Source organism: Enterobacter sp. E14S (genome assembly GCF_055666685.1).
Genome location: NZ_JBVODQ010000001.1, coordinates 347,526 through 367,172 on the forward strand (window position 1 = coordinate 347,526; position 19,647 = coordinate 367,172).

Genomic DNA, 19,647 nt, shown 5'->3' on the forward strand with positions numbered 1-19,647 from the left:
AACAATGTGAGTACCCTACAATGACAAATACAACAAAGCTTGATCCAATTGAAACGGCCTCCCTTGACGAGCTACAGGCGCTGCAGACCGAGCGTCTGAAATGGACGCTGCATCACGCCTACAACAACGTGCCGATGTACAAACGCAAGTTTGACGCCGCGGGCGTTCACCCTGACGATTTCAACGAGCTGGCGGATATCCGCAAATTCCCGTGCACCACCAAGCAGGACCTGCGGGATAACTATCCTTTCGATACCTTTGCCGTGCCGATGGAGCAGGTGGTGCGTATTCACGCCTCATCCGGCACCACCGGCAAACCGACCGTTGTCGGCTATACGCAGGGCGACATCGACAACTGGGCCAATCTGGTGGCCCGCTCCCTGCGCGCGGCGGGTGGCAGCGCGAAGGACAAAATTCACGTGGCGTATGGCTATGGCCTGTTTACCGGCGGGCTGGGGGCGCACTATGGCGCCGAGCGTTTAGGCGCGACGGTGATCCCGATGTCCGGCGGCCAGACGGAGAAACAGGCGCAGCTGATCCGTGATTTCCAGCCGGATATGATCATGGTGACGCCGTCCTACTGCCTCAACCTGATTGAGGAGCTGGAGCGCCAGATGGGCGGCGATGCCAGCGGCTGTTCCCTGCGCGTGGGCGTCTTCGGCGCCGAGCCGTGGACGCAGGCCATGCGGCGCGAAATTGAAAAACGCTTGGGCATTACGGCGCTGGACATTTATGGCCTCTCCGAGGTGATGGGGCCGGGCGTGGCGATGGAGTGTATCGAAACCGTCGACGGCCCGACCATCTGGGAAGATCACTTCTACCCGGAGATCGTCAACCCGAACGACGGCACGCCGCTGGATGACGGCCAGCAGGGCGAACTGCTGTTCACCACGCTGACCAAAGAGGCGCTGCCGGTGATCCGCTACCGCACCCGCGATCTAACGCGTCTGCTCCCGGCCACCGCGCGCAGCATGCGTCGTATGGACCGGATCAGCGGGCGCAGTGACGATATGCTGATCATCCGCGGCGTCAACGTCTTCCCGTCGCAGCTGGAAGAGGAGATCGTCAAGTTCGAACACCTTTCTCCGCACTACCAGCTGGAGGTGAACCGTCGCGGGCATCTTGATTCACTTTCTGTGAAGGTCGAGCTGAAAGAGAGTAGCCTCACGCTGACCCACGAGCAGCGTTGCCAGGTGTGCCACCAGCTGCGCCACCGCATTAAGTCGATGGTGGGGATTTCCACTGACGTAATGATTGTTAACTGCGGCAGCATCCCGCGCTCGGAGGGCAAAGCCTGCCGGGTGTTTGACCTGCGTAAAGCTGCGGCCAATGGCTAAGTTTTCCCTCACCCCGGCCCTCTCCCAAAAGGAGAGGGTGTAAACAGTTCCCACTCCCTTTGGGAGAGGGTTAGGGTGAGGGGCTATCCCAGAATCCTGTGCTATGATTCATCCAGGAAAAAAATAACAACAGAATGAATCACATGAATAAACTCGACGCCTTTATCCAGCACGCGGTCAGCTCCGTTCCCGTCAGCGGAACCTCGCTTATCTCCTCGTTATACGGTGACGCGCTTTCCCATCGCGGCGGTGAGATTTGGCTCGGCAGCCTGGCCGCCCTGCTGGAAGGCATGGGGTTTGGCGAGCGCTTCGTGCGCACCGCGCTGTTTCGCCTCAACAAAGAGGGCTGGCTGGACGTTTCCCGCATCGGGCGTCGCAGCTTTTACCGCCTGAGCGATAAGGGGCTTCGCCTGACGCGTCGCGCCGAGAATAAGATTTACCGTGCGGAACTGCCCGCCTGGGACGGCAAATGGCTGTTGCTGCTTTCCGAAGGGCTGGATAAAACCACTCTTGCCGACGTCAAAAAACAGCTGATCTGGCAGGGGTTTGGCACGCTGGCGCCGAGCCTGATGGCCTCGCCGTCGCAGCATCTGGCGGACGTACAGTCTCTGCTTCACGATGCCGGCGTGGCGGAAAACGTGATTTTCTTTGAAGCCCACTCGCCGCTGGCGCTCTCCCGCGCCGCGCTGCGTTCGCGGGTGGAAGAGTGCTGGCAGTTAACTGAGCAAAACGCGATGTACGAGTCCTTTATCAATTCGTTCCGTCCGCTGCTGCCGCTGCTGAAAGAGGCCGCGCCCGAGGAGCTGACGCCGGAACGCTGTTTTCAGATCCAGCTGCTGCTGATTCACTTTTATCGTCGCGTGGTGCTGAAAGACCCGCTGCTGCCGGAAGAGTTGCTGCCCGCGCACTGGGCGGGGCAAAGTGCCCGACAGCTCTGCATTAACATCTATCAGCGTGTCGCGCCGGGGGCGCTGGCGTTTGTCAGCGAGAAGGGCGAAACCTCCGTGGGCGAACTGCCCGTGCCCGGCACGCTTTACTATCAACGCTTTGGTGGTCTTACAAGCGCATAAGGAGCGAAGATGCCAGTTTATCAAATTGACGGTCTGACGCCGGTCGTACCGGACGAGAGCTATGTTCACCCGACGGCGGTGCTGATTGGCGACGTGATTCTGGGCAAAGGCGTTTACGTCGGTCCTAACGCCAGCCTGCGCGGAGATTTTGGCCGTATCGTGGTGAAAGACGGCGCCAACATTCAGGATAACTGCGTGATGCACGGCTTCCCGGAGCAGGACACGGTGGTGGAAGAGGACGGGCATATCGGCCACAGCGCCATTCTCCACGGCTGCGTGATCCGCCGCAATGCGCTGGTGGGCATGAACGCGGTGGTGATGGACGGGGCGGTCATCGGTGAAAACAGCATCGTCGGCGCGGCGGCGTTCGTGAAGGCGAAAGCGGAGATGCCCGCTAACCATTTGATCATCGGCAGCCCGGCCAAAGCGATTCGCGAACTCAGCGAACAGGAGCTGGCGTGGAAGCAGCAGGGCACGCGGGAGTATCAGGTGCTGGTGGAGCGCTGCAAGCTCACTATGCACCAGGTGGAGCCGCTGCGAGACGTTGAGCCTGACCGGAAACGGCTGGCGTTTGATGAGAACTTAAGGCCGAAGTCGGCGGTGTAGGGCTCAGACCGTCTTTTTTCGCCATATCCATCAACAGCGCGATGCCGATGTAATTACTCCAGTTAAAGGTATTTTGCAGCACCACCACCGCATTGCCTTTTTCTTTGTCATAGCCGATAAAGCTGGAGTAGCCGCCGATATAGCCGACCTGATAGGTGATTTTTTCCAGACCGATAAAGTCGGTGGTCCAGGCAATACCCTGTACTCCGTCGGGACGTTGAATATCGGTATTTCTCACTTCGGCAAAGACATTGTCCAGCAGGGGATTGTGGGTCGTTGAGACGTGATAGCGGGCATAGGCCGCCAGATCTTCGGCGTTACTGTACAAGCTCGCTGCCGCCACCATGTTGTTGGAAAAATGCCAGTCCGGGGTGAGCTGCCGCGCGGGATAAATTTCGGCTGATCGCCCGCGTGGCCGAGCGCACGCTGCGGGTAGCCTTTTAGCTGCTGGGGAATAAAGCTGCTGTTAGCCATTTGCAGCGGACGGAAAATATAGCGCGAGGCTAAACTCTGGATATCTTCGCCGGTTTTGTGCTTCAGGATATAGCCGATCAGGGCGTAGCCGGTATTGGAATATTGCGGCACTTTATCCTTTGGCGCCCGCCAGTCGGCGAGGTAGCGCAGCACGTGATCGCTGTCCAGCTCGCTATAGAAATTTTCGCCCGTGCTTAAATAGCCGATGAATTTCCCAAGCATCGGAACATCCATATTCTGACGCGGCAGGCCGGAGGTGTGGGTTACCAGTTCAAGCAGGGTGATTTTTTGTGCATCCGCGCTAAGCGGCGTACCCGGCGGAAGCAATGTCGCCAGGCTATCGTTCCAGTTCAGTTGCCCTTCATTGACCAGACAAGCCACCACTTCCGCCGTGATCCCTTTGCTGAGCGAGCCGAGCGCAAACAGGGTGTCGGGCCTGACCGGATAGCGACTGACCGCATCGGTTACGCCCCATGTGTAAAACTGCGGCGAGCCGTGATTATGGATCACCGCGACCGTCATCCCGGGAACGGATTTTTGCGCCATATAGTGACGCACCACGCTGTCAACGTCGCCATCCAGCGAATCATGGGTGAGAAGTTCCTGAGTACCTTCCGGGGAGGACATCTGTGAGAGCGTGCCACAGCCGCTGAGGAGTGGGAGAGTAAGCAGAAGCCAGCGAATTTTTTTGTTATGTTCTGCATACCTGATAGCGAGTGTGGTGGTCATTGGCGCGCCAGGAATGTATCACAAATAGCCTGCCTGAATGTAAACTTTCTAAACGGCGGCGGCCCTGTTGATGGTCACCGTGACTTTTCGGCCAGCCTTGAGGGATTTCAGTATGACTCGCTTTTATCAACTTACCGCCACCCGCCTGGATGGCCGCCTTATCTCAATGGCCGACTATGCGGGAAAGGTGGTTTTGATCGTCAATACCGCCAGCCAGTGTGGCTTCACGCCGCAATATGCGGGCCTTGAAGCCCTATACAAGAAATACGCCGATCAAGGGTTAGTGGTGCTGGGCTTCCCCTGTAACCAGTTCGGCAAACAGGAACCCGGCGGCGCCGACGAAATCTCTAAAACCTGTTACATCAACTACGGCGTGAGCTTCCCGATGTTTGAGAAGCTGGAGGTTAACGGCAATGCGGCGCACCCGCTGTTTCGTTATCTGAAAAACGAATTGCCCGGCGTGCTGGGAGGGCGGATCAAGTGGAACTTTACTAAGTTTCTGATCGGCCGCGACGGTAAACCACTCAAGCGTTTTGCACCGATGACCACGCCAGAGAAAATGGAGAGGGCGATTGTGGAGGCTTTGGGGAGGTGAGAGTTTTGGTGAATGAAATTAACCATGAGTCGGGCACTTCCGGAATACCCGATGTCCGCTTTGTGCCAGAAGCAGACATTCCATTCCCCAGAATATTAGTAGTTTATTATGTAGGGTTTTTTACGTTAAAGTTACAAAAGCATAAAAGTCTGTGTTTTAATACAGATCTTTCTTTGGCATGAGCATTGGGCATAAATATGAGTCGTCCTACTTTTTTCATATCGTCGACTATTTACGATTTCAGAGATCTAAGGTCGGCCTTAAAATATTGTCTAGAGGAGCAAGGGGTTATTGTCCTTGCATCTGAGTTCAATGACTTTCAGAAGCCGTTGGATCAGCATAGCTACGATGCATGTTTGACAGCCATGGAAAAAGCCGACTATTTTGTCCTTCTGATCGGTAGTCGTGTCGGTGGTTGGTATGACGAAGTCAACAAAATTAGTATTACCCAACAGGAATATCGGCAAGCGTACGAGCTTCACAAGCAAGGGAAAATGAAAATTCTTAGCTTTGTTAGGAGCGAGGTATGGCAATACCGTGAGCAGCGCAATGAATTGAAGAGGCTTTTGAAGGAGGAAGCTGTTGACCCCGCACTTAGCCAACGTTTGTTCAATGCTCCTAGCAAATTTGCCTCTGATGCAGAAGCTCTCGCGAGTTTCCTCACTGAAGTTGGCCGTAACGCAGAAACGAAAAAAGCGCTTGAGAATGGAGCCCCGCTTCCTACGGGTAATTGGATACATACGTTTTCCAACTTCCGGGATATTTGGGACGTTGTCCAGTCTCAAGTGCTAACGGGGCTGCCTGTAGATAACCTTGCATTCAGGAAGCTCTTAGCTCGGGAACTAATTGAGATCCTTAAGTCGGGGCTAGTGAAATTCAAGGAGGATGTCGTTCATTCCCCGATAGAGACTGTTAGGAGCTTTCACAGGGAGCATAGACTTACATTTGAAGGCTGTAATAACGAACGGTCGGTGATTATCAGTAAGTACTGGAAAAGAATTTCGATGTTTGGTTTTCACCTGTTGTCTGCTCAGTTTCAGACCCAAATAGTCGACCGAGCACTTGAGACAAGTTATTTTCTATATTTCGATCACCATGTTAATGCTTTCGTCGAAACACCTATATATGAAGCATTATTTAAGCTTCAGATTGAAATGCGGTCCCTCAAGCGAGCGAATACGGCAGATGTACTATCGGTAATTCTTGATAATTCGCCTGTCCGAAGGGGAGACACGGGTGATACTATCGATATAGAAACAATCAAGCTCGTCCCATTCCTCCATTTAATGGATCGATGGACAAACATTGTTCTGCTGAGCCAAGCGATTTTTAAACATTTAGACGGAGAAGAGTTCGTAATGCCACCTCTTCGGCCTCGTTCACCAATAGCAGATATGAATGAAATGATTGCAGCAGAGTCTCCGTCTGATGAAGACGTCTTCGAGTTCTTAGAGTTATAGTGTGTGGCACTCAACTAATCGTTGCATTGGACATTTTAGTAAAAAACCAACTAAGTCAATTGCAGTGGTGGCATGTGGTAATAATAGACTGAATGGCACTGGTATTCGCGTCAACTATCAAGACTGCAACCAGCTTTATTGACTAGGGCGTTGAAAGAGACTTAGCAATGGTTGGGTATAAAACTATTGATAATTTATAAAATAAAGGGTGTTTAAGGTCCTTTGTTAAAATATAAATCCCTGTGAGGTTAAAATGAGTGATATAAAAGATATGGTAATGGAGATGAAAAAAGTCATGGAGTTTGGTAGAAGTTGTTTATTTCCTGCCTATCAAGAGATTCAATATATCACAATTCATACTGGAGTTTTGTTTGAAGATATAGATGAAAATTTACGGATACTTAAGAAGGTGATGAAGAAAAGTGAAAAGAAACGATCCATTGTAAGTCGAAATACTATTCGCAGCTCATGTGCTTGTATTGATGGTTTTTCATATGTACTTAAAAGTGCACTTAAGATTACACTCGATAAACCTAGCCAAAAACCATTTAGCAATAAACAGTTGAGTTATATTAATGGTTCATTTACAAATGGGTCTGGGGCGGAAAATTTCAAAGAATCATTGAAGTGTTTTGCTAGGAAATATGGCGTCGATGTCTCTTATGTCTTCGGGACTGGGGAGTTCGATAAACTAAAAAAACTTTTCGAAATACGTAATCGTTTAATGCACCCAAAGAATAAAAATGATTTCTCTATATCTAGAGAAGAAACAATGCTATTGCTTGATGCGATAATTTGGTTTGTGAGCTCTCATGATAGAGTCTTTGAAGAAATATTGAAAAAGATAACTACACAAGCAGATGAGGTGTTTCTTAAGTGAGTTTAAAATCATTAGATGTCATGTTGTTTGCACTGGGTATTAATTTCAGTAATCAATAAATATTAACAGGCTTTGAGGGATTTTATTAAAAATGTTTACTTGAGTGTTATTAAAGATTATATTTTGCAGGCTGCAGATGTACAAAAACAAGTTGTTCCCCTCGAAAGTCTTCGCTTTGACGCCTGAAGCGATCGTTTGTTGCTGACAATATTATTGCTTAGATAATCCGCTCTGTTGACAAGCTTCAAGATGCTGTTGTCGTTCACCGTGAGAATACTGCTTTGCCATACTTTTACTCTGGTTCGTTGTAGTGAATGAGGCCAGCATGTGATTGACCTGCCCCAGGTGATTCACACAGAATGGTGTTAGCAATGTCCGCAGATCGCTCACAGCAGATCTTGTGGCACTCCATTCGGTCCGCTTTGTGCCAGTAGCGGACTTTTAGTTCGCTTTAGTACCGTTTATAACCGTATGAGATGGAAAATAATGAAGCCGCCAACTGGCGGCTTTTGTGCAGGAAGGTAAATTTAGCAGTATTCGGTAATATTAAACCCTTCATCAGCCGTTGGCTCTTCGAAATAGCGCGTTATGATGTCAAATTGTTGGTCTGAGGCAGAAAATTCATGCACGCCTTCTGCATTACGGACGCGCAAGCGGGATTTACATACTTCATCAGAAACTTTCAGATAGTGCAGCTGATTACTGGCACCTGACTCCTTAATAATGCTCATCATCCATTCACGATTTGTTTGTGTGTTTGCCGGGAAATCAAGAACTACTGATAAACCAGCTTTGAGTAGTGACACCAGATGAGGCTTCATGGCATTTCTTAGTCTTAATGAATACTGCACATAATCAGATATGGATTGCATTTCATTGGTAAAGAGGGCAGCCAGCCAGCGATCCTCGCTGATAATTACAGTCCCAGGTGATGATCCTAATTTTGCTGACAATGTGGATTTTCCGGATGCAATTTTTCCACATAACAAGTGCAAGACAGGTTTTTCAGGCGTCGTTACTGCATTTGTGTCCATTCTTTACCTCACTGGATTGTTACCGGTAAGGCCCGCCTTACCGGCGGGAAAATGGCAAACGTTATCCCACCTGAGTCAGACAGGTCATAATAATCATTGAATAGGTTAGGACTGAGTGTGTTTTCATCGTCATTCAACTTAACAGGGCCTGAATGCAAAATCAGCAATTATTTCACTTATAAATTGAGTGTCTGCTCCGCGCTCAAAACTGCTCCAGCAATTATGAAACAACTGCGTTATTTAACAATTTGCGGTAGAAACCTTTATTGATATAGCTTTATTGCTTTTGTGTTAATTTAAATTGGTACTATTTGCTTAAGGAGACATGCGTGAACATCACCATCTGCAAACCAGATGAATATCCTGATTTGGTTGATATTTTTATCGAGATGGAAAACTATTATAACCAGGATGTTTGCTTGTCCAGGAGTGACATGACCGCATATCTGAGGGATAAGGTCCTTGCAGTCGACTCTCATACTGAAGTTCACAAAGTGGTTTGTGAAGGAGTAATAGCTGCGTTTTCATGTGTCTCAGTGATGTACCCTTCACCACGTTTCAGCGGACAAATGTTTATCAAAGAGCTTTTTGTTTCAGCACCTTTCAGGAGGGCTGGAGTGGGTAGAAAGCTGATGAGTTTTATAGCCAGCCGGGCTCAAGAGCGGGGATGTTTACAACTCGATTGGTTATCTGTGGCAGCAGACCCATTGGCACAAAAGTTTTATGAGTCTTTCGGTGCTCAGGTTATCAAGAGTGTTAACTATCATCGGGTTTTTGGCACAAAAATAGATGAGCTTGCCCGCAGTGCCGGCTGAAGTACCCTGAAAAAGACTCACACCGTTGGTGTAAATAGCATAAGGGTATGCCCACTTTTCGCTCAAAGCAGGCGTTTCCCACTACAATGCTGCTTTCCAAAACCCCATTACCCCCGCAGCCACGGCGTAATGGTCAGCCCGGTAAGCAAGCCTTCCGGGCTGAGCAGGCGAGTGACGGTTTGCCCCCACGGTTCCAAACGGTTAGCAACCAGCAGTCGATAGCCTTTCTCGCTCAGAACGCGTGTAGCCGAGTCCAGATCCTGAACCTCGTACTCGACCCATCCCTGTGGTATCGGGTGCTCAGCGGGCCACTGTTCTTCTCCAAAGCAGGATGCAGCCGCCTGTGCGAGCGGCCAGACGGCAAAATGCTTCACGCCTTCCAGCTGGCCCTCTTCAGAGAGCAGATAATCGGTATTTCCGTCCATCGGCTTCAGCGGAAGGCCGAGTGTCTGAACATAAAACGCGGTGCTGGACTCCGTATCCCGCGAAATGGGCCCGAACCCGGCGACGAACAAGACATCAATTTCCGGTAACGTCTGCGGCATATCCACTCCTGAATGAGGTGAAATTCACCCTGAATTTATCTTACGATCGGCGGAAATACGACTCTCAATTCTGGTGTTGCGCTCACCGTGCCTGCACGTCCTCGACGGGTTTAAAATTCAGCGCGATAACGATCAGCAGCACGACTCCCGCACTCATGATCAGCCATGCGCTGGTCAGCGAGACCGAACTGTCGCGAACGATCCCCGCAATTAACGGCATAAGCGCGGCGATCGTGTATCCGCCTCCCTGAACTTTAGACAGCAACTTTCCGGCCTGCGCGGGCGTTCGTGCATGATCGAATGTGACGATGAGCGACAGCGGGAAGAGGGCGCCGATCCCGGTGCCAAGCAGCAACGTGGATAATACAGGCGTCGTACCCGGCGCAAAGACCAGACACAGTAATCCTGCCAGCAGCAACAGCAATACGGCGATCAGCGGCACGCGACGATCGGGGAATTTACCGATCAGCGCGGAGACGGCAAACCCGGCGACAACCTCGGTTAACGTCAGCCAGGCCAGCATGTAGCCGCTGCTGCGTGCGGACCATCCCGCCTGAATATAGAGCGGGGGCAGCCAGGCCAATACCAGCGTGTAGGCTCCCGTTCCCACGCCGAAAAAGATCGCCAGTAGCGCTGTTCGGGAGGACGAGAGCGTAACGGTTTCGCGTGCTGTTTTTTCCTCCTGATGATGCTTAACCAGGGTTAACCACAGTATCAGCGCAAGCAGCGCTAACAGCCCGGCCATTGCCAGCGCGGGCTTCAGCGTCAGCCATGAAAACAACGGCTCGGCGCTGGCGGCGGCGACTGCCGCACCGGCCATAATGCCCGTGCTGAAAAGCGACATCACCGTGCTGGCCGTTTGCGTATATTCCTTTTTTATCAGGGCCGGCATTAACGCCTGGATCGTGCCTATGCTGGCCCCGCCCAGTAACGCGGTGCCCATAAGACTCTCCGGCGAGGCGCTAAAACCGCGTAATAAACAGGCCACAAGCAGGATGAAGAGCCCAAACATAATGCCCCGTACGGCGCCGACTCGGGCTAAAAGCCAGGGTCCACACAAGGCGGCAAGCCCCATCATCGCGACCGGCAGGGTGGTCAGCAGGCTGAATTGCGTAGCGGTCAGCCCCGCTTCGCGCTGCAGCACGGAAAACAGCGGTCCGACAGAAGCCAGAATGGGGCGCAGGTTCAGCCCGACGATAAAAGCGATAACGGCGAAGAGTAAAGGCGACGTGCGTTTCAACATGGAGTCCTTTTCGGTTGTGAATGGCCCGGGCAAATCGCACGAGCATTTATCTTAACGTTAAGATAAAATATGTTTTTGCGTAAGATGTACCGCACAACAGGATAAATTCGCACGCCATCAGGGGTGAAAATGCAAGACCACGTAGACTTCGTTGTCGGCCAGTGGAGCCGCGCCATGCCGGAGCTGGACGCCTCGTCGATGAAAATTTTTGGCCGCATGCTCCGGCTGATGAAGCATCTGGGAAAAGAATGGGCGCAGGCGATGGCGCAGTTTGGTTTTCGCGAGGGCGAGTTTGACGTGCTCGCCACGCTGCGCCGCGCCGGTGAGCCGTACTGCCTTTCCCCCACGCAGCTGTATAAATCGCTGTTGGTAACCTCAGGGGCGATGACGAACCGGCTCAGCCATCTCGAACAGCTTGGGCTTATCAGGCGAATTGCCGATCCGGATGACAAGCGCAGCACCCTCGTAAGCCTGACGCCGCAAGGGCAGGAGCGCATCGAACAGGCGCTGATTGTCCATACGCAAACGCAAAATGCGCTGCTGAGCAACTTGTCTGACGCGCAGCGCGCGCAGCTTGAGTCCCTGCTCAGGGAGCTGCTGCTGACGTTTCCGCCCGAGGACCTGGGCGACAAGCCACTCGGTGCCGATAATACAAAAACTGCATAGCTAAACCTCACTGAAAGGGAACGTATGTCTTTACCGCCACTGTATGCGCTGCGCGCTTTTGAAGTTGCCGCGCGGCTGAACTCCTTCAGCAAAGCGGCTGAAGCACTGAATATCACGCCGGGCGCGGTCAGCAGGCATGTCCGGACGCTTGAACAGTGGTTCGACTGTGAGCTCTTTAAACGCCAGGGGCCGCGAGTGGAGGTCAGTGATGCCGGACGTATTCTGGCCGGACAGCTCAGCGAAAGTTTCTCGAATATTGAGTGGGCCTGTCGCGCATTCAGAAGCGAAAACCACCTTCTGCGCCTCAAAGCCCCCAGCACCCTGACGATGCGGTGGCTTCTGAATGTGCTTAAATCCTTTCGCGAGAACCACGCGAAGCCAAAAATTGAAATTGCCAGCGTCTGGATGGACTTCGACACCGTTGACTTCAGCCGTGAGCCCTATGATTGTGCGATCCTCCTCGGTAATGGCTATTTCGGCGAGTCAACGGAAAGCAGGCTGCTCTTCAGTGAATGGCTCATTCCGGTTTGTACCCCGTCTTTGCTTGATTCAGCCCGGCATCAGCTCGCGCAGTGCGAGTTTATCCATCCCTCTCCGGACAGACGGGACTGGAAGCGATGGCTGAAAAGAACCGGGTCATTCCCAGGGCTCGACGTGAGTCGTGGAATCGTGTTCGACACCCTGGAGCAGGGAAGCCTGGCCGCCATGCACGGTCATGGCGTGGCAATGGCTGACCTCCGCCTCACGCTCGACGCGCTGAAAAGCGGCCTGCTCGCGCTGCCCTTCAGAGAAGCTATCGCAACCGGCGATGGCTACTACCTTGTCTGGCCGAAAAATTCGCTCAGAAGACAGAGTATTGAACAGTTGCTGGCGTGGCTTAACCTTAATGCGCCGGTGCTGCCTTCGTTGGATATCGTCTGTCTTGATTACAACGAAAAGCGGGTTTAGTAAATAGCGGAATATTTATTGAGGGATATTCCGCAGATTGAACGTATTTATGCGTAGGGAATATTCGCCATCTGTTTATATCGCTCCGGCAGGGCGCTGTTCAGGTTGAGTAATTTATCCAGAATATAAAGCGCAGGCGTTCCCTTTGCTCGCTCGGCGTCGACCAGCGCAGTGCGTAACAGATTGGCAGCCGAGGTCATGTCACGGAAATACTCCTGCGATTCACGCGTTTGAGCTTCGCCTGACGTGGCATAACGCACCTTTGGCCAGTCCGCAAAGTCCAGCAGCGGAAGGATCCCATCCTCTTTTGGTAAATGCGCTGAGAGCAACTCTTCGGCGTTACCCGGATTGCTTTGGGCGAAAGCCAAAAGATGCAGTCTATGTATGAAAGGCGATAGCGCTTCTGAGCTTTCCTTTTCTGCTGAAAGTAACGTTATCAGCTCATGCACATTTGCATCAGGGCTATATTTATGAGGCGAGATAAGATTCAATACAGGGAATAAAACATCGAGTGTCATAGGTGCTCCATACAGGCTTCGTATTATTTATTTTTTCTATCCCAGGGGTGAATGGATGGTATTTCAGGTGCGTCAATTTTTAAAAACGATAAATAGTGGGAATCAATGTGAGTTTTACTCAACGTTGCGCTTTGGGGGCGATCGCACGCATCCTCACGCTGCAGCGATTTGTTTCACAAATGCCATCGCTCATCGACCGTCCAGAATGGTATAACGTCGTGCGGCTAAAGGGTTGCCGTCCGCTGACTCCATTCACAAAGGTGTATATGAAACAAATTACGTTCAGTGACCTGCAGCAACAAAGCGAGCAGGCTGCCAATTCTCCTCGCTTACGCGCGCACCGCAATTTACATCCCGAGCTGAGCGACCCGGTGCAGCGCCTGGCTATCGCGATGGAGCCAGGCACCTATGTTCGCCCTCATCGTCACCCGCACACGTTTGAACTGCTGACGGCTCTGAGCGGTCGCTTTCTGGTGTTGAATTTTGATGACGGCGGTAACGTGACCCAGCGCGTGGTGTTAGGTGAAGACTGCAAAGTGCTGGAGATGGATGCCGGTATCTGGCATGCCGTGCTGTCGCTGGATAAAGGCGGCGTCATTTTCGAAGTAAAACACGGCGGCTATCAGCCCGTGCCTGAGCACGATACCGCCCCATGGTCACCTGCAGAAAACGAGCCCGGCACTGAGAAGCTGATGAAATGGTACGCCCAGGCGCAGGTGGGTGACGGAGGTTTTACCCTGTAAAACCGGTGAATTTTGATAAAAATAATCACAAAAAGGATGTGCGTATGTTGAAAAGATTAGTCGCGGGGCAGATGAGCTTACCAATGACTTTCTGGGGATGGGGATTCTGCGGAGGTTTTCTGCTGGGTCTCATTGGGCTTGCTGGAGTGCATACCGGTCACCCGGCAATGGTTCCGCTTTCCTATATCCTTAAAGCCATTCTGTTCAGTGCTGTACTTTCCGGCATTACTTTCATTCTGCGTCGAAAAATCACAGTCTTGGGTGGGGTCGCTTTTTTTATTATTCTGATTCAGGTGATTATGAGCGTAGTGATGACGATTGGCCTTTTCTCGTTATTTTTTGAATAATCGCTGGAAAGAGAGTTCCGGTTAGCCAGCAGGATTAAAAGATCGCCCCTGACGGTGGTAGGTGATAACGAGACACGCGCTTCCTTCTGGCGAAGGAGGCGCGCCTTTGCTGACTGAATAGCCGGGATTATTTAAGGCCCTCAAGCCCCTGCAGAAAATCCTCTACCTGCTCAGGCGTTGCCGTGTCTGCCTGGTAAAGGATATCGAGCTTAACGTTCTTCAACCCGCAGAAGCCAAACACGCCTTCGATTATCTGCGTCTGAATCGCCGTCGAATAGCCGTGTTTGTCGAATCCGGTGAGATCGCTGCCGCCGGTGGCGATCAGGCGGACGGGAACATCGCGTAAGCTGCCCACAATCCGGCCGTCGTCAGCCACCTTATACGCCCAGTTCAGGGTTAATACGCGATCGAACCAGCCTTTCAACAGCGCGGGAACCGACCACCAGTACACGGGGAAAACAAACACCAGCATATCCGCTCGCTCGACGCGCTGCTGCTCGCGCAGAATATCCTCGGGAAGGGCGCTCGGATCGCCGTGATACAAATCGAGATCGGCGCGGCTCATCGCCGGATTAAACCCTTCAGCATGCAGATCGGCAATCTCAACCTGCGTACCTTGCTCGCGTAATTTTCCGGCAATACGGGCTGCCAGCGAATGGGATAACGAATTGTCGACAGGATGAGCCGTCACGATCAGTGCGTTATTAATGGCATTTGTAGCAGACATAGCGACCTCGGATGGGTGAGAACTGACGTCTATATTACTATTGGTAACTTATGTGTCAATCCGCCCCCAGCGATCATTTTGTGCTATTCACGTAGGTCTCCAGCACGCCGGTCATGGCGCCGCTGAGCGTATCTTCCGCCACGTTCCGGGCGAGCACGCCGTTGCCCGCGGCGGTGCTGAGCGCGTCCGCCGCGCCAATGATGGCCGTCAGTACCGCTTCTCCCTGAACGCCTTTCAGCGCGACGAACGGGGAAAGCGCGGTACGCAGGCAGTCGGCGCATTCGGCCACGCATGCCTCACGAAACGTCTGCAGCGCGTGGGATCCGGACAGCGCCGCGGCGATTGGGCCGGTTTCAGGTCCGGCACTAATGGCGCAGTCGATATAGGCGGCGCTGAAAAAGCGGATCGTCTTCTCCAGCGTTTTGCTGTCGACCGCCAGCGTCTCGCGGAACTTCGCCAGCTGCCGATCGCTATAATCCTGATACAGCGCCATCAGCAGCCCTTCACGATCGCCAAAGTGGTCGTAGGGGATAGGCTTGGTCACGTTGGCCCGCTCGGCCAGGTAGCCAAGCGTCAGCGCCTCCGTGCCTTGCTGACGAACGATTCCACGCGCAACCTCCAGCAGCTGCACGCGGCGGTCCTCTTTTCTTAAGCGCTTAACAACCATGCTTTCCTCAGAAGTGTTATCTACTCATGGTAGTTTACACGTTTTCTGCAGGGTGCTGCACGCGTTGTTCCGCAGGGCGGATCCGGAACCAGATCGCATACATCGCGGGCAGGAAGACGAGCGTGACGATCGTCCCGCCCAGCGTTCCGCCTATCAGCGTGTAAGCCAGCGTGCCCCAGAACACCGAATGCGTCAGGGGAATGAACGCCAGCACGGCGGCCATGGCGGTCAGAAGGACCGGCCGCGCGCGCTGGACCGTCGCTTCAACCACCGCCTGGAACGGCTCAAGGCCCTCCTTCTGGTTATGATCGATTTGACCGATCAGGATCAGCGTATTGCGCATAAGAATGCCGGAAAGGGCGATCAAGCCGACCAGCGCGTTGATGCCAAACGGCTGATTGAAAATCAACAGCACGGGCACCACGCCAATCAGCCCCAGCGGCGCGGTTAAGAACACCATCACCATCGCCGAGATTGAGCGCACCTGCAAAATGATGATCAGCAGCGTCAGGGCAATCATGATCGGAAACAGCGGGATCATGGCCTGCGTGGCTTTGCCCGATTCCTCAATCGAACCCGCCATGTCGATACGGTACCCGGCCGGCAGCGCATCAACAATCGGCTGGAGCTGCTTCATGACGGCGACCGACACGTCCGGTGGCTGAAGATGGTTAGCGATATCGCCCCGCACGGTAATCGTCGGGGTGCGATCGCGACGGCGCAGGATCGGATCTTCCATACCGATCTCAATCTTGCCGATTTGAGACAGCGGAACGCGCTGTCCCGCATTGCCGACAAGGGTAAAGCCCTCTATTTTTGCCGGGTCAAGACGGATATCTCCCGCCGCGCGGCCAATCACCTCCACCGAGCGAATATCTTCCCGCACGGAGGTGACAGGCACGCCTGAGAGCAGAAACTGAAGCTGATCGGCAACGGCACTGGAGGTTAAGCCGGTCGCCTGCAGGCGGTTTTGATCGAGGGTGAAATGCAGGACGGGAACGCGCGACCCCCAGTCGGTGTTGACGGTTCTCATCATCGGGCTCGCCTGGAGCACGGCTTTCACCCTGTCAGCGATGTCATGCACCTGTTCGACATCCGGCCCCGACACGCGCCAGGCAACCGGGAAGGGCGAGTACGGGCCAAACACCAGCTGTGTCACCCTCACGCGCGCTTCGGAGGCAAGGCCGTTGGCGACCGCTTCTCTCAGCCGGAGCTTGAGCGCCTCGCGTGACGTCTCGCTGTCCGTCAGGATCACGATTTTCGCAAAAGACGGGTCGGGCAGTTCTGGCGCCATCGCCAGATAAAAACGGGGTGAACCCTGACCAATATAGGCCGTGACAATTTTGGCTTCGGGCTGCTGGCCCAGCCACGCTTCTATTTTTGCTGTGGCGGCGCTGGTTTGCTCAATCGAGGTACCGTAGGGCATCTGCACTTCAACCAGTACTTCCGGGCGATCGGAGGTCGGGAAGAATTGTTTTTTAACCAGCCCCATACCGAGCACGGCCAGGATGAAAATGGCGACCACCAACCCGGCCACCCGCCATTTTCTGGCGATAACGCGGGCAAGTAGCTGGCGAAAACGGTTATAGCGAGGCGTGTTATAGATGGCGGCATGACCCCCTTCTACTTTAGGGATCGCCGGCAGGATCTTCACCCCAAGATAGGGCGTGAACACCACCGCGACAAACCACGATGCAATCAGGGCGAGGCCGACGATCCAGAACATATTGCTGGTGTATTCCCCTGCGGTCGACTGGGCGAAACCATTCGGCATAAAGCCAATGGCCGTCACCAGGGTACCGGCCAGCATGGGCGCGGCGGTATGGCTCCAGGCGAAGGCCGAGGCTTTGATTCTGTCGTAACCTTCCTCCATTTTTACCACCATCATTTCGATAGCGATAATGGCATCATCAACCAGCAGGCCGAGGGCGAGGATCAGGGAGCCCAGCGTAACGCGGTCAAAGTTTATCCCCGCGGCTTCCATCACCACGAAAACGACCGCCAGCGTCAGCGGTACCGCCGCCGCAACGACAACACCCACGCGCCAGCCCATGCTGACAAAACACACCACCATGACCACAAGCAGGGCGACGAAGAATTTGATCATGAACTCATCGACCGACGAGCGAATATTCACGGACTGGTCGGTGACTTTGGTCAGGGACATGCCCAGCGGCAGGCTATCATTTATTTTCGCCGTTTCCGCATCCAGCGCTTTACCCAGCGCCAGGCCGTTCCAGCCTTCACGCATCACGATGCCCAGCAGAAGGGCGGGCTCATGCTGATTGCGTATCAGCATCGTCGGGGGATCTTCGTAGCCTCGCTCAACCGTTGCCACATCGGACAGCTTGAGCGTTTTGCCCTGAGCCACAAAAGGCGTATCGCGGATTTTCTGCAGTTCATCGAACGCGCCGTCCAGGCGGATAAAAATCTGCGCGCCTCGGGTCTCAATGGAGCCCGCCGCGGCTAACGCGTTCTGGCTGTTGAGGGCGTTGAAAATATCCTGGGGAGAGAGCCCTATCGTCGCCAGACGGTCATGGGAGAAGGAGATGTAAATCCGCTCGGCCTGTTCGCCGATAATGTTTACTTTCTTCACGCCGGGAACGTGCAGAAGCTGCTGGCGCAGGCCTTCGGCATCGCGTACCAGCAGCCGCTGCGGTTCGCCTTCCGCTTTCAGCGCAAAGAGGGCAAAGGTGACATCCGAGAATTCGTCATTGATCATCGGGCCGATGACGCCCGCCGGAAGACGCTGCGATTCATCTCCAAGCTTCTTACGCGCCTGATAGAACTCCTCCTGCACTTCGGCAGGCGGGGTCTTGTCCTGCAATGACAACGTGATAAACGCCATGCCGGGACGGGTATAGGTTTCGGTACGGTCATACCATTTGAGTTCCTGCAGGCGCTTTTCCAGCGGCTCGGCGACCTGATCCTGAATTTCCTGCGCGGTGGCGCCCGGCCAGACGGTTATCACCGTCATTTGCTTTACCGTGAAGGGCGGATCTTCCGCGCGCCCGAGCCCAAAGAAGGCGTAAATTCCGGCAATCGTGACCAGAACGATCAGAAACAGCGTGACGGAACGTTCGCGGACGGCCAGCGCCGACAGGTTGAAGCGGCTTCCGCTCATGGCGTGTTCTCCGCCAGGGCGGCATTGCGCTGCTTAGCAAGCCTGACGACCTCACCTTCGTGCAGAAGATGGGCACCTAACGCAACAATCTTCTCACCGGGCTTCACGCCGCCCGTGACCTGCGCCGCATCTTCACCCACGCTCAGCACCCTGACGGGCGTCCATGCGACCTTTGCCGGCTGGGCGGAAATGCGCCAGACGCCGGGACCTTTTCCTGCATCATAGAGTGAGGCCAGCGGGACCTGCATGACCTGACCTTCCGCTTTATTGTCCTGAATGTTCAGCGTGACGGTCGCCCCCAGCGGCGCGTTCGCCAGCAGGCCATCCAGCACGTAGCGGGCTTCATAAGTGCGGGTCGCGGCATCGGCCGAATCAGACAGCAGGCGCAGCGTTGCGGTGACAGGATGTTTTTCATTGCCATACAGCGTGGCCTGCGCTTCGCTGCCGACGGCAGGGCGCAGCGTTTCCGGAAGCTGGACGAGCGCTTCACGCTGCCCGGCTCTGGCGAGCCTGATCGCCACCTGTCCGGCGCTGACGACCTGGCCCGGCTCGGCGAGCGTCTCCATGACCACGCCGTCTGAATCCGCCAGCAGCACGGCATAGCCCGTGGCGTTTTGCGCCACGCTGGCCTGCGCCCGGGCGGCGCTGAGATCGGCCCTGGCCGTATCGGCCGCCGCTTTGATCTGGTCATACTCCGATGCAGACACGGCGCCGGACGCCACAAGTCCACGATAGCGCGCCTCATCGCTGGTGGCTTTGCGCGCGCGCGCCTGAGCCGCATCCACCGCGCGCTGCTGCGCCTGAGCCTGTAATTTCAGGTCAACCGGATCCAGGCGCAGCAGGGGCTGGCCCTGTTTGACGGTCTGCCCCGTATCGACCATTCGCTCAAGGATTTTTCCCTGAACTCTGAAACCTAAATCGCTTTGCGTTCTTGCGACCACCACGCCCGTGAAAGCGCGCGCGCTATTGTTCGCTAGCTCTACGGATGCGGATCTGACGAGCGGTGGCTTGGTGCGCGGATCGTCACTCGCGGAAATATCGCCGCACGCCACCAGGGCAAACGGCAGGAGACAAACGGCAACGCGGGCTGAAGTGAGCCTGAGCATGGGAAACCTTTTT

Annotated in this window: 19 protein-coding genes and 1 pseudogene; 11 read left to right on the forward strand and 9 right to left on the reverse strand. The window is 54.1% G+C overall.

Annotated elements, in window-relative coordinates; translation table 11 throughout:
- Positions 1–20 precede the first annotated feature (20 nt).
- The 3 genes from paaK to paaY all read left to right on the forward strand — a co-directional run bounded on the left by paaK (position 21) and on the right by paaY (position 3,013).
- Positions 21–1,337 (forward strand): phenylacetate--CoA ligase PaaK, encoded by a 1,317-nt coding sequence (paaK, locus tag ACZ6J2_RS01685; protein ID WP_045888536.1) that lies wholly within the window; start codon positions 21–23, stop codon positions 1,335–1,337.
- 134 nt (positions 1,338–1,471) lie between these two features.
- Complete coding sequence (gene paaX / locus ACZ6J2_RS01690) at positions 1,472–2,407, forward strand: phenylacetic acid degradation operon negative regulatory protein PaaX (RefSeq protein WP_021241337.1); 936 nt, start codon at positions 1,472–1,474, stop codon at positions 2,405–2,407.
- 9 nt (positions 2,408–2,416) lie between these two features.
- Positions 2,417–3,013, forward strand: coding sequence for a phenylacetic acid degradation protein PaaY (paaY, locus tag ACZ6J2_RS01695; RefSeq protein WP_045888537.1), 597 nt, complete (start codon positions 2,417–2,419; stop codon positions 3,011–3,013).
- Here paaY and ACZ6J2_RS01700 read toward each other — a convergent pair.
- Positions 2,922–4,191: pseudogene (locus ACZ6J2_RS01700) on the reverse strand (serine hydrolase domain-containing protein). The gene paaY and the pseudogene ACZ6J2_RS01700 sit on opposite strands and share 92 nt — an antisense overlap.
- Before the next feature lie 137 nt (positions 4,192–4,328).
- Here ACZ6J2_RS01700 and ACZ6J2_RS01705 point away from each other — a divergent pair.
- The 3 genes from ACZ6J2_RS01705 to ACZ6J2_RS01715 all read left to right on the forward strand — a co-directional run bounded on the left by ACZ6J2_RS01705 (position 4,329) and on the right by ACZ6J2_RS01715 (position 7,151).
- Complete coding sequence (locus ACZ6J2_RS01705; protein ID WP_471724599.1) at positions 4,329–4,811, forward strand: glutathione peroxidase; 483 nt, start codon at positions 4,329–4,331, stop codon at positions 4,809–4,811.
- Between the two features lie 197 nt (positions 4,812–5,008).
- Positions 5,009–6,271: a DUF4062 domain-containing protein gene (locus ACZ6J2_RS01710; protein ID WP_240608354.1), complete on the forward strand. Its 1,263-nt coding sequence runs from the start codon at positions 5,009–5,011 to the stop codon at positions 6,269–6,271.
- 253 nt (positions 6,272–6,524) lie between these two features.
- Positions 6,525–7,151 carry a hypothetical protein gene (locus ACZ6J2_RS01715; protein ID WP_240608352.1) on the forward strand — a complete coding sequence of 209 codons (627 nt, stop codon included), beginning with the start codon at positions 6,525–6,527 and terminating at the stop codon, positions 7,149–7,151.
- Between the two features lie 527 nt (positions 7,152–7,678).
- Here the strand turns inward: ACZ6J2_RS01715 and ACZ6J2_RS01720 are convergent.
- Positions 7,679–8,185 (reverse strand): P-loop nucleotide/nucleoside kinase family protein, encoded by a 507-nt coding sequence (locus ACZ6J2_RS01720; RefSeq protein ID WP_471724600.1) that lies wholly within the window; start codon positions 8,183–8,185, stop codon positions 7,679–7,681.
- Positions 8,186–8,514: 329 nt separating this feature from the next.
- On the opposite strand from ACZ6J2_RS01720, the gene ACZ6J2_RS01725 reads away from it, so the two are divergent.
- Positions 8,515–9,000 carry a GNAT family N-acetyltransferase gene (locus ACZ6J2_RS01725; RefSeq protein ID WP_193139202.1) on the forward strand — a complete coding sequence of 162 codons (486 nt, stop codon included), beginning with the start codon at positions 8,515–8,517 and terminating at the stop codon, positions 8,998–9,000.
- Between the two features lie 107 nt (positions 9,001–9,107).
- On the opposite strand, the gene ACZ6J2_RS01730 is transcribed toward ACZ6J2_RS01725, so the two are convergent.
- Together ACZ6J2_RS01730 and ACZ6J2_RS01735 are read right to left on the reverse strand one after the other, a co-directional pair.
- On the reverse strand, positions 9,108–9,545 hold the full coding sequence (locus ACZ6J2_RS01730) for a VOC family protein (protein WP_471724601.1): 438 nt from the start codon (positions 9,543–9,545) through the stop codon (positions 9,108–9,110).
- Positions 9,546–9,627: 82 nt separating this feature from the next.
- Positions 9,628–10,788 carry an MFS transporter gene (locus ACZ6J2_RS01735; RefSeq protein ID WP_471724602.1) on the reverse strand — a complete coding sequence of 387 codons (1,161 nt, stop codon included), beginning with the start codon at positions 10,786–10,788 and terminating at the stop codon, positions 9,628–9,630.
- 129 nt (positions 10,789–10,917) lie between these two features.
- On the opposite strand from ACZ6J2_RS01735, the gene ACZ6J2_RS01740 reads away from it, so the two are divergent.
- Both ACZ6J2_RS01740 and ACZ6J2_RS01745 read left to right on the forward strand, forming a co-directional pair.
- Positions 10,918–11,454: a MarR family winged helix-turn-helix transcriptional regulator gene (locus ACZ6J2_RS01740; protein WP_471724603.1), complete on the forward strand. Its 537-nt coding sequence runs from the start codon at positions 10,918–10,920 to the stop codon at positions 11,452–11,454.
- A gap of 24 nt (positions 11,455–11,478) precedes the next feature.
- A complete protein-coding gene (locus ACZ6J2_RS01745) occupies positions 11,479–12,402 on the forward strand; it encodes a LysR substrate-binding domain-containing protein (protein WP_471724604.1) in 924 nt (307 codons plus the stop codon).
- Between the two features lie 47 nt (positions 12,403–12,449).
- On the opposite strand, the gene ACZ6J2_RS01750 is transcribed toward ACZ6J2_RS01745, so the two are convergent.
- On the reverse strand, positions 12,450–12,920 hold the full coding sequence (locus ACZ6J2_RS01750; protein WP_471724605.1) for a hypothetical protein: 471 nt from the start codon (positions 12,918–12,920) through the stop codon (positions 12,450–12,452).
- A 266-nt stretch (positions 12,921–13,186) separates the two neighbouring features.
- Between ACZ6J2_RS01750 and ACZ6J2_RS01755 the strand changes: the two genes are divergently transcribed.
- Positions 13,187–13,663, forward strand: coding sequence for a WbuC family cupin fold metalloprotein (locus ACZ6J2_RS01755; RefSeq protein WP_471724606.1), 477 nt, complete (start codon positions 13,187–13,189; stop codon positions 13,661–13,663).
- A 44-nt stretch (positions 13,664–13,707) separates the two neighbouring features.
- Positions 13,708–14,010, forward strand: a complete 303-nt coding sequence (locus tag ACZ6J2_RS01760) for a hypothetical protein (RefSeq protein ID WP_471724607.1) — start codon at positions 13,708–13,710, stop codon at positions 14,008–14,010.
- A 127-nt stretch (positions 14,011–14,137) separates the two neighbouring features.
- On the opposite strand, the gene ACZ6J2_RS01765 is transcribed toward ACZ6J2_RS01760, so the two are convergent.
- The 4 genes from ACZ6J2_RS01765 to ACZ6J2_RS01780 all read right to left on the reverse strand — a co-directional run bounded on the left by ACZ6J2_RS01765 (position 14,138) and on the right by ACZ6J2_RS01780 (position 19,634).
- Positions 14,138–14,737, reverse strand: a complete 600-nt coding sequence (locus ACZ6J2_RS01765; protein ID WP_471724608.1) for an NAD(P)H-dependent oxidoreductase — start codon at positions 14,735–14,737, stop codon at positions 14,138–14,140.
- A 73-nt stretch (positions 14,738–14,810) separates the two neighbouring features.
- Positions 14,811–15,404: a TetR/AcrR family transcriptional regulator gene (locus tag ACZ6J2_RS01770; protein ID WP_023335591.1), complete on the reverse strand. Its 594-nt coding sequence runs from the start codon at positions 15,402–15,404 to the stop codon at positions 14,811–14,813.
- Between the two features lie 34 nt (positions 15,405–15,438).
- Positions 15,439–18,528: an efflux RND transporter permease subunit gene (locus ACZ6J2_RS01775; protein ID WP_471724609.1), complete on the reverse strand. Its 3,090-nt coding sequence runs from the start codon at positions 18,526–18,528 to the stop codon at positions 15,439–15,441.
- On the reverse strand, positions 18,525–19,634 hold the full coding sequence (locus tag ACZ6J2_RS01780; RefSeq protein WP_471724610.1) for an efflux RND transporter periplasmic adaptor subunit: 1,110 nt from the start codon (positions 19,632–19,634) through the stop codon (positions 18,525–18,527). The genes ACZ6J2_RS01775 and ACZ6J2_RS01780 overlap by 4 nt, the downstream gene beginning before the upstream one ends.
- Positions 19,635–19,647 lie beyond the last annotated feature (13 nt).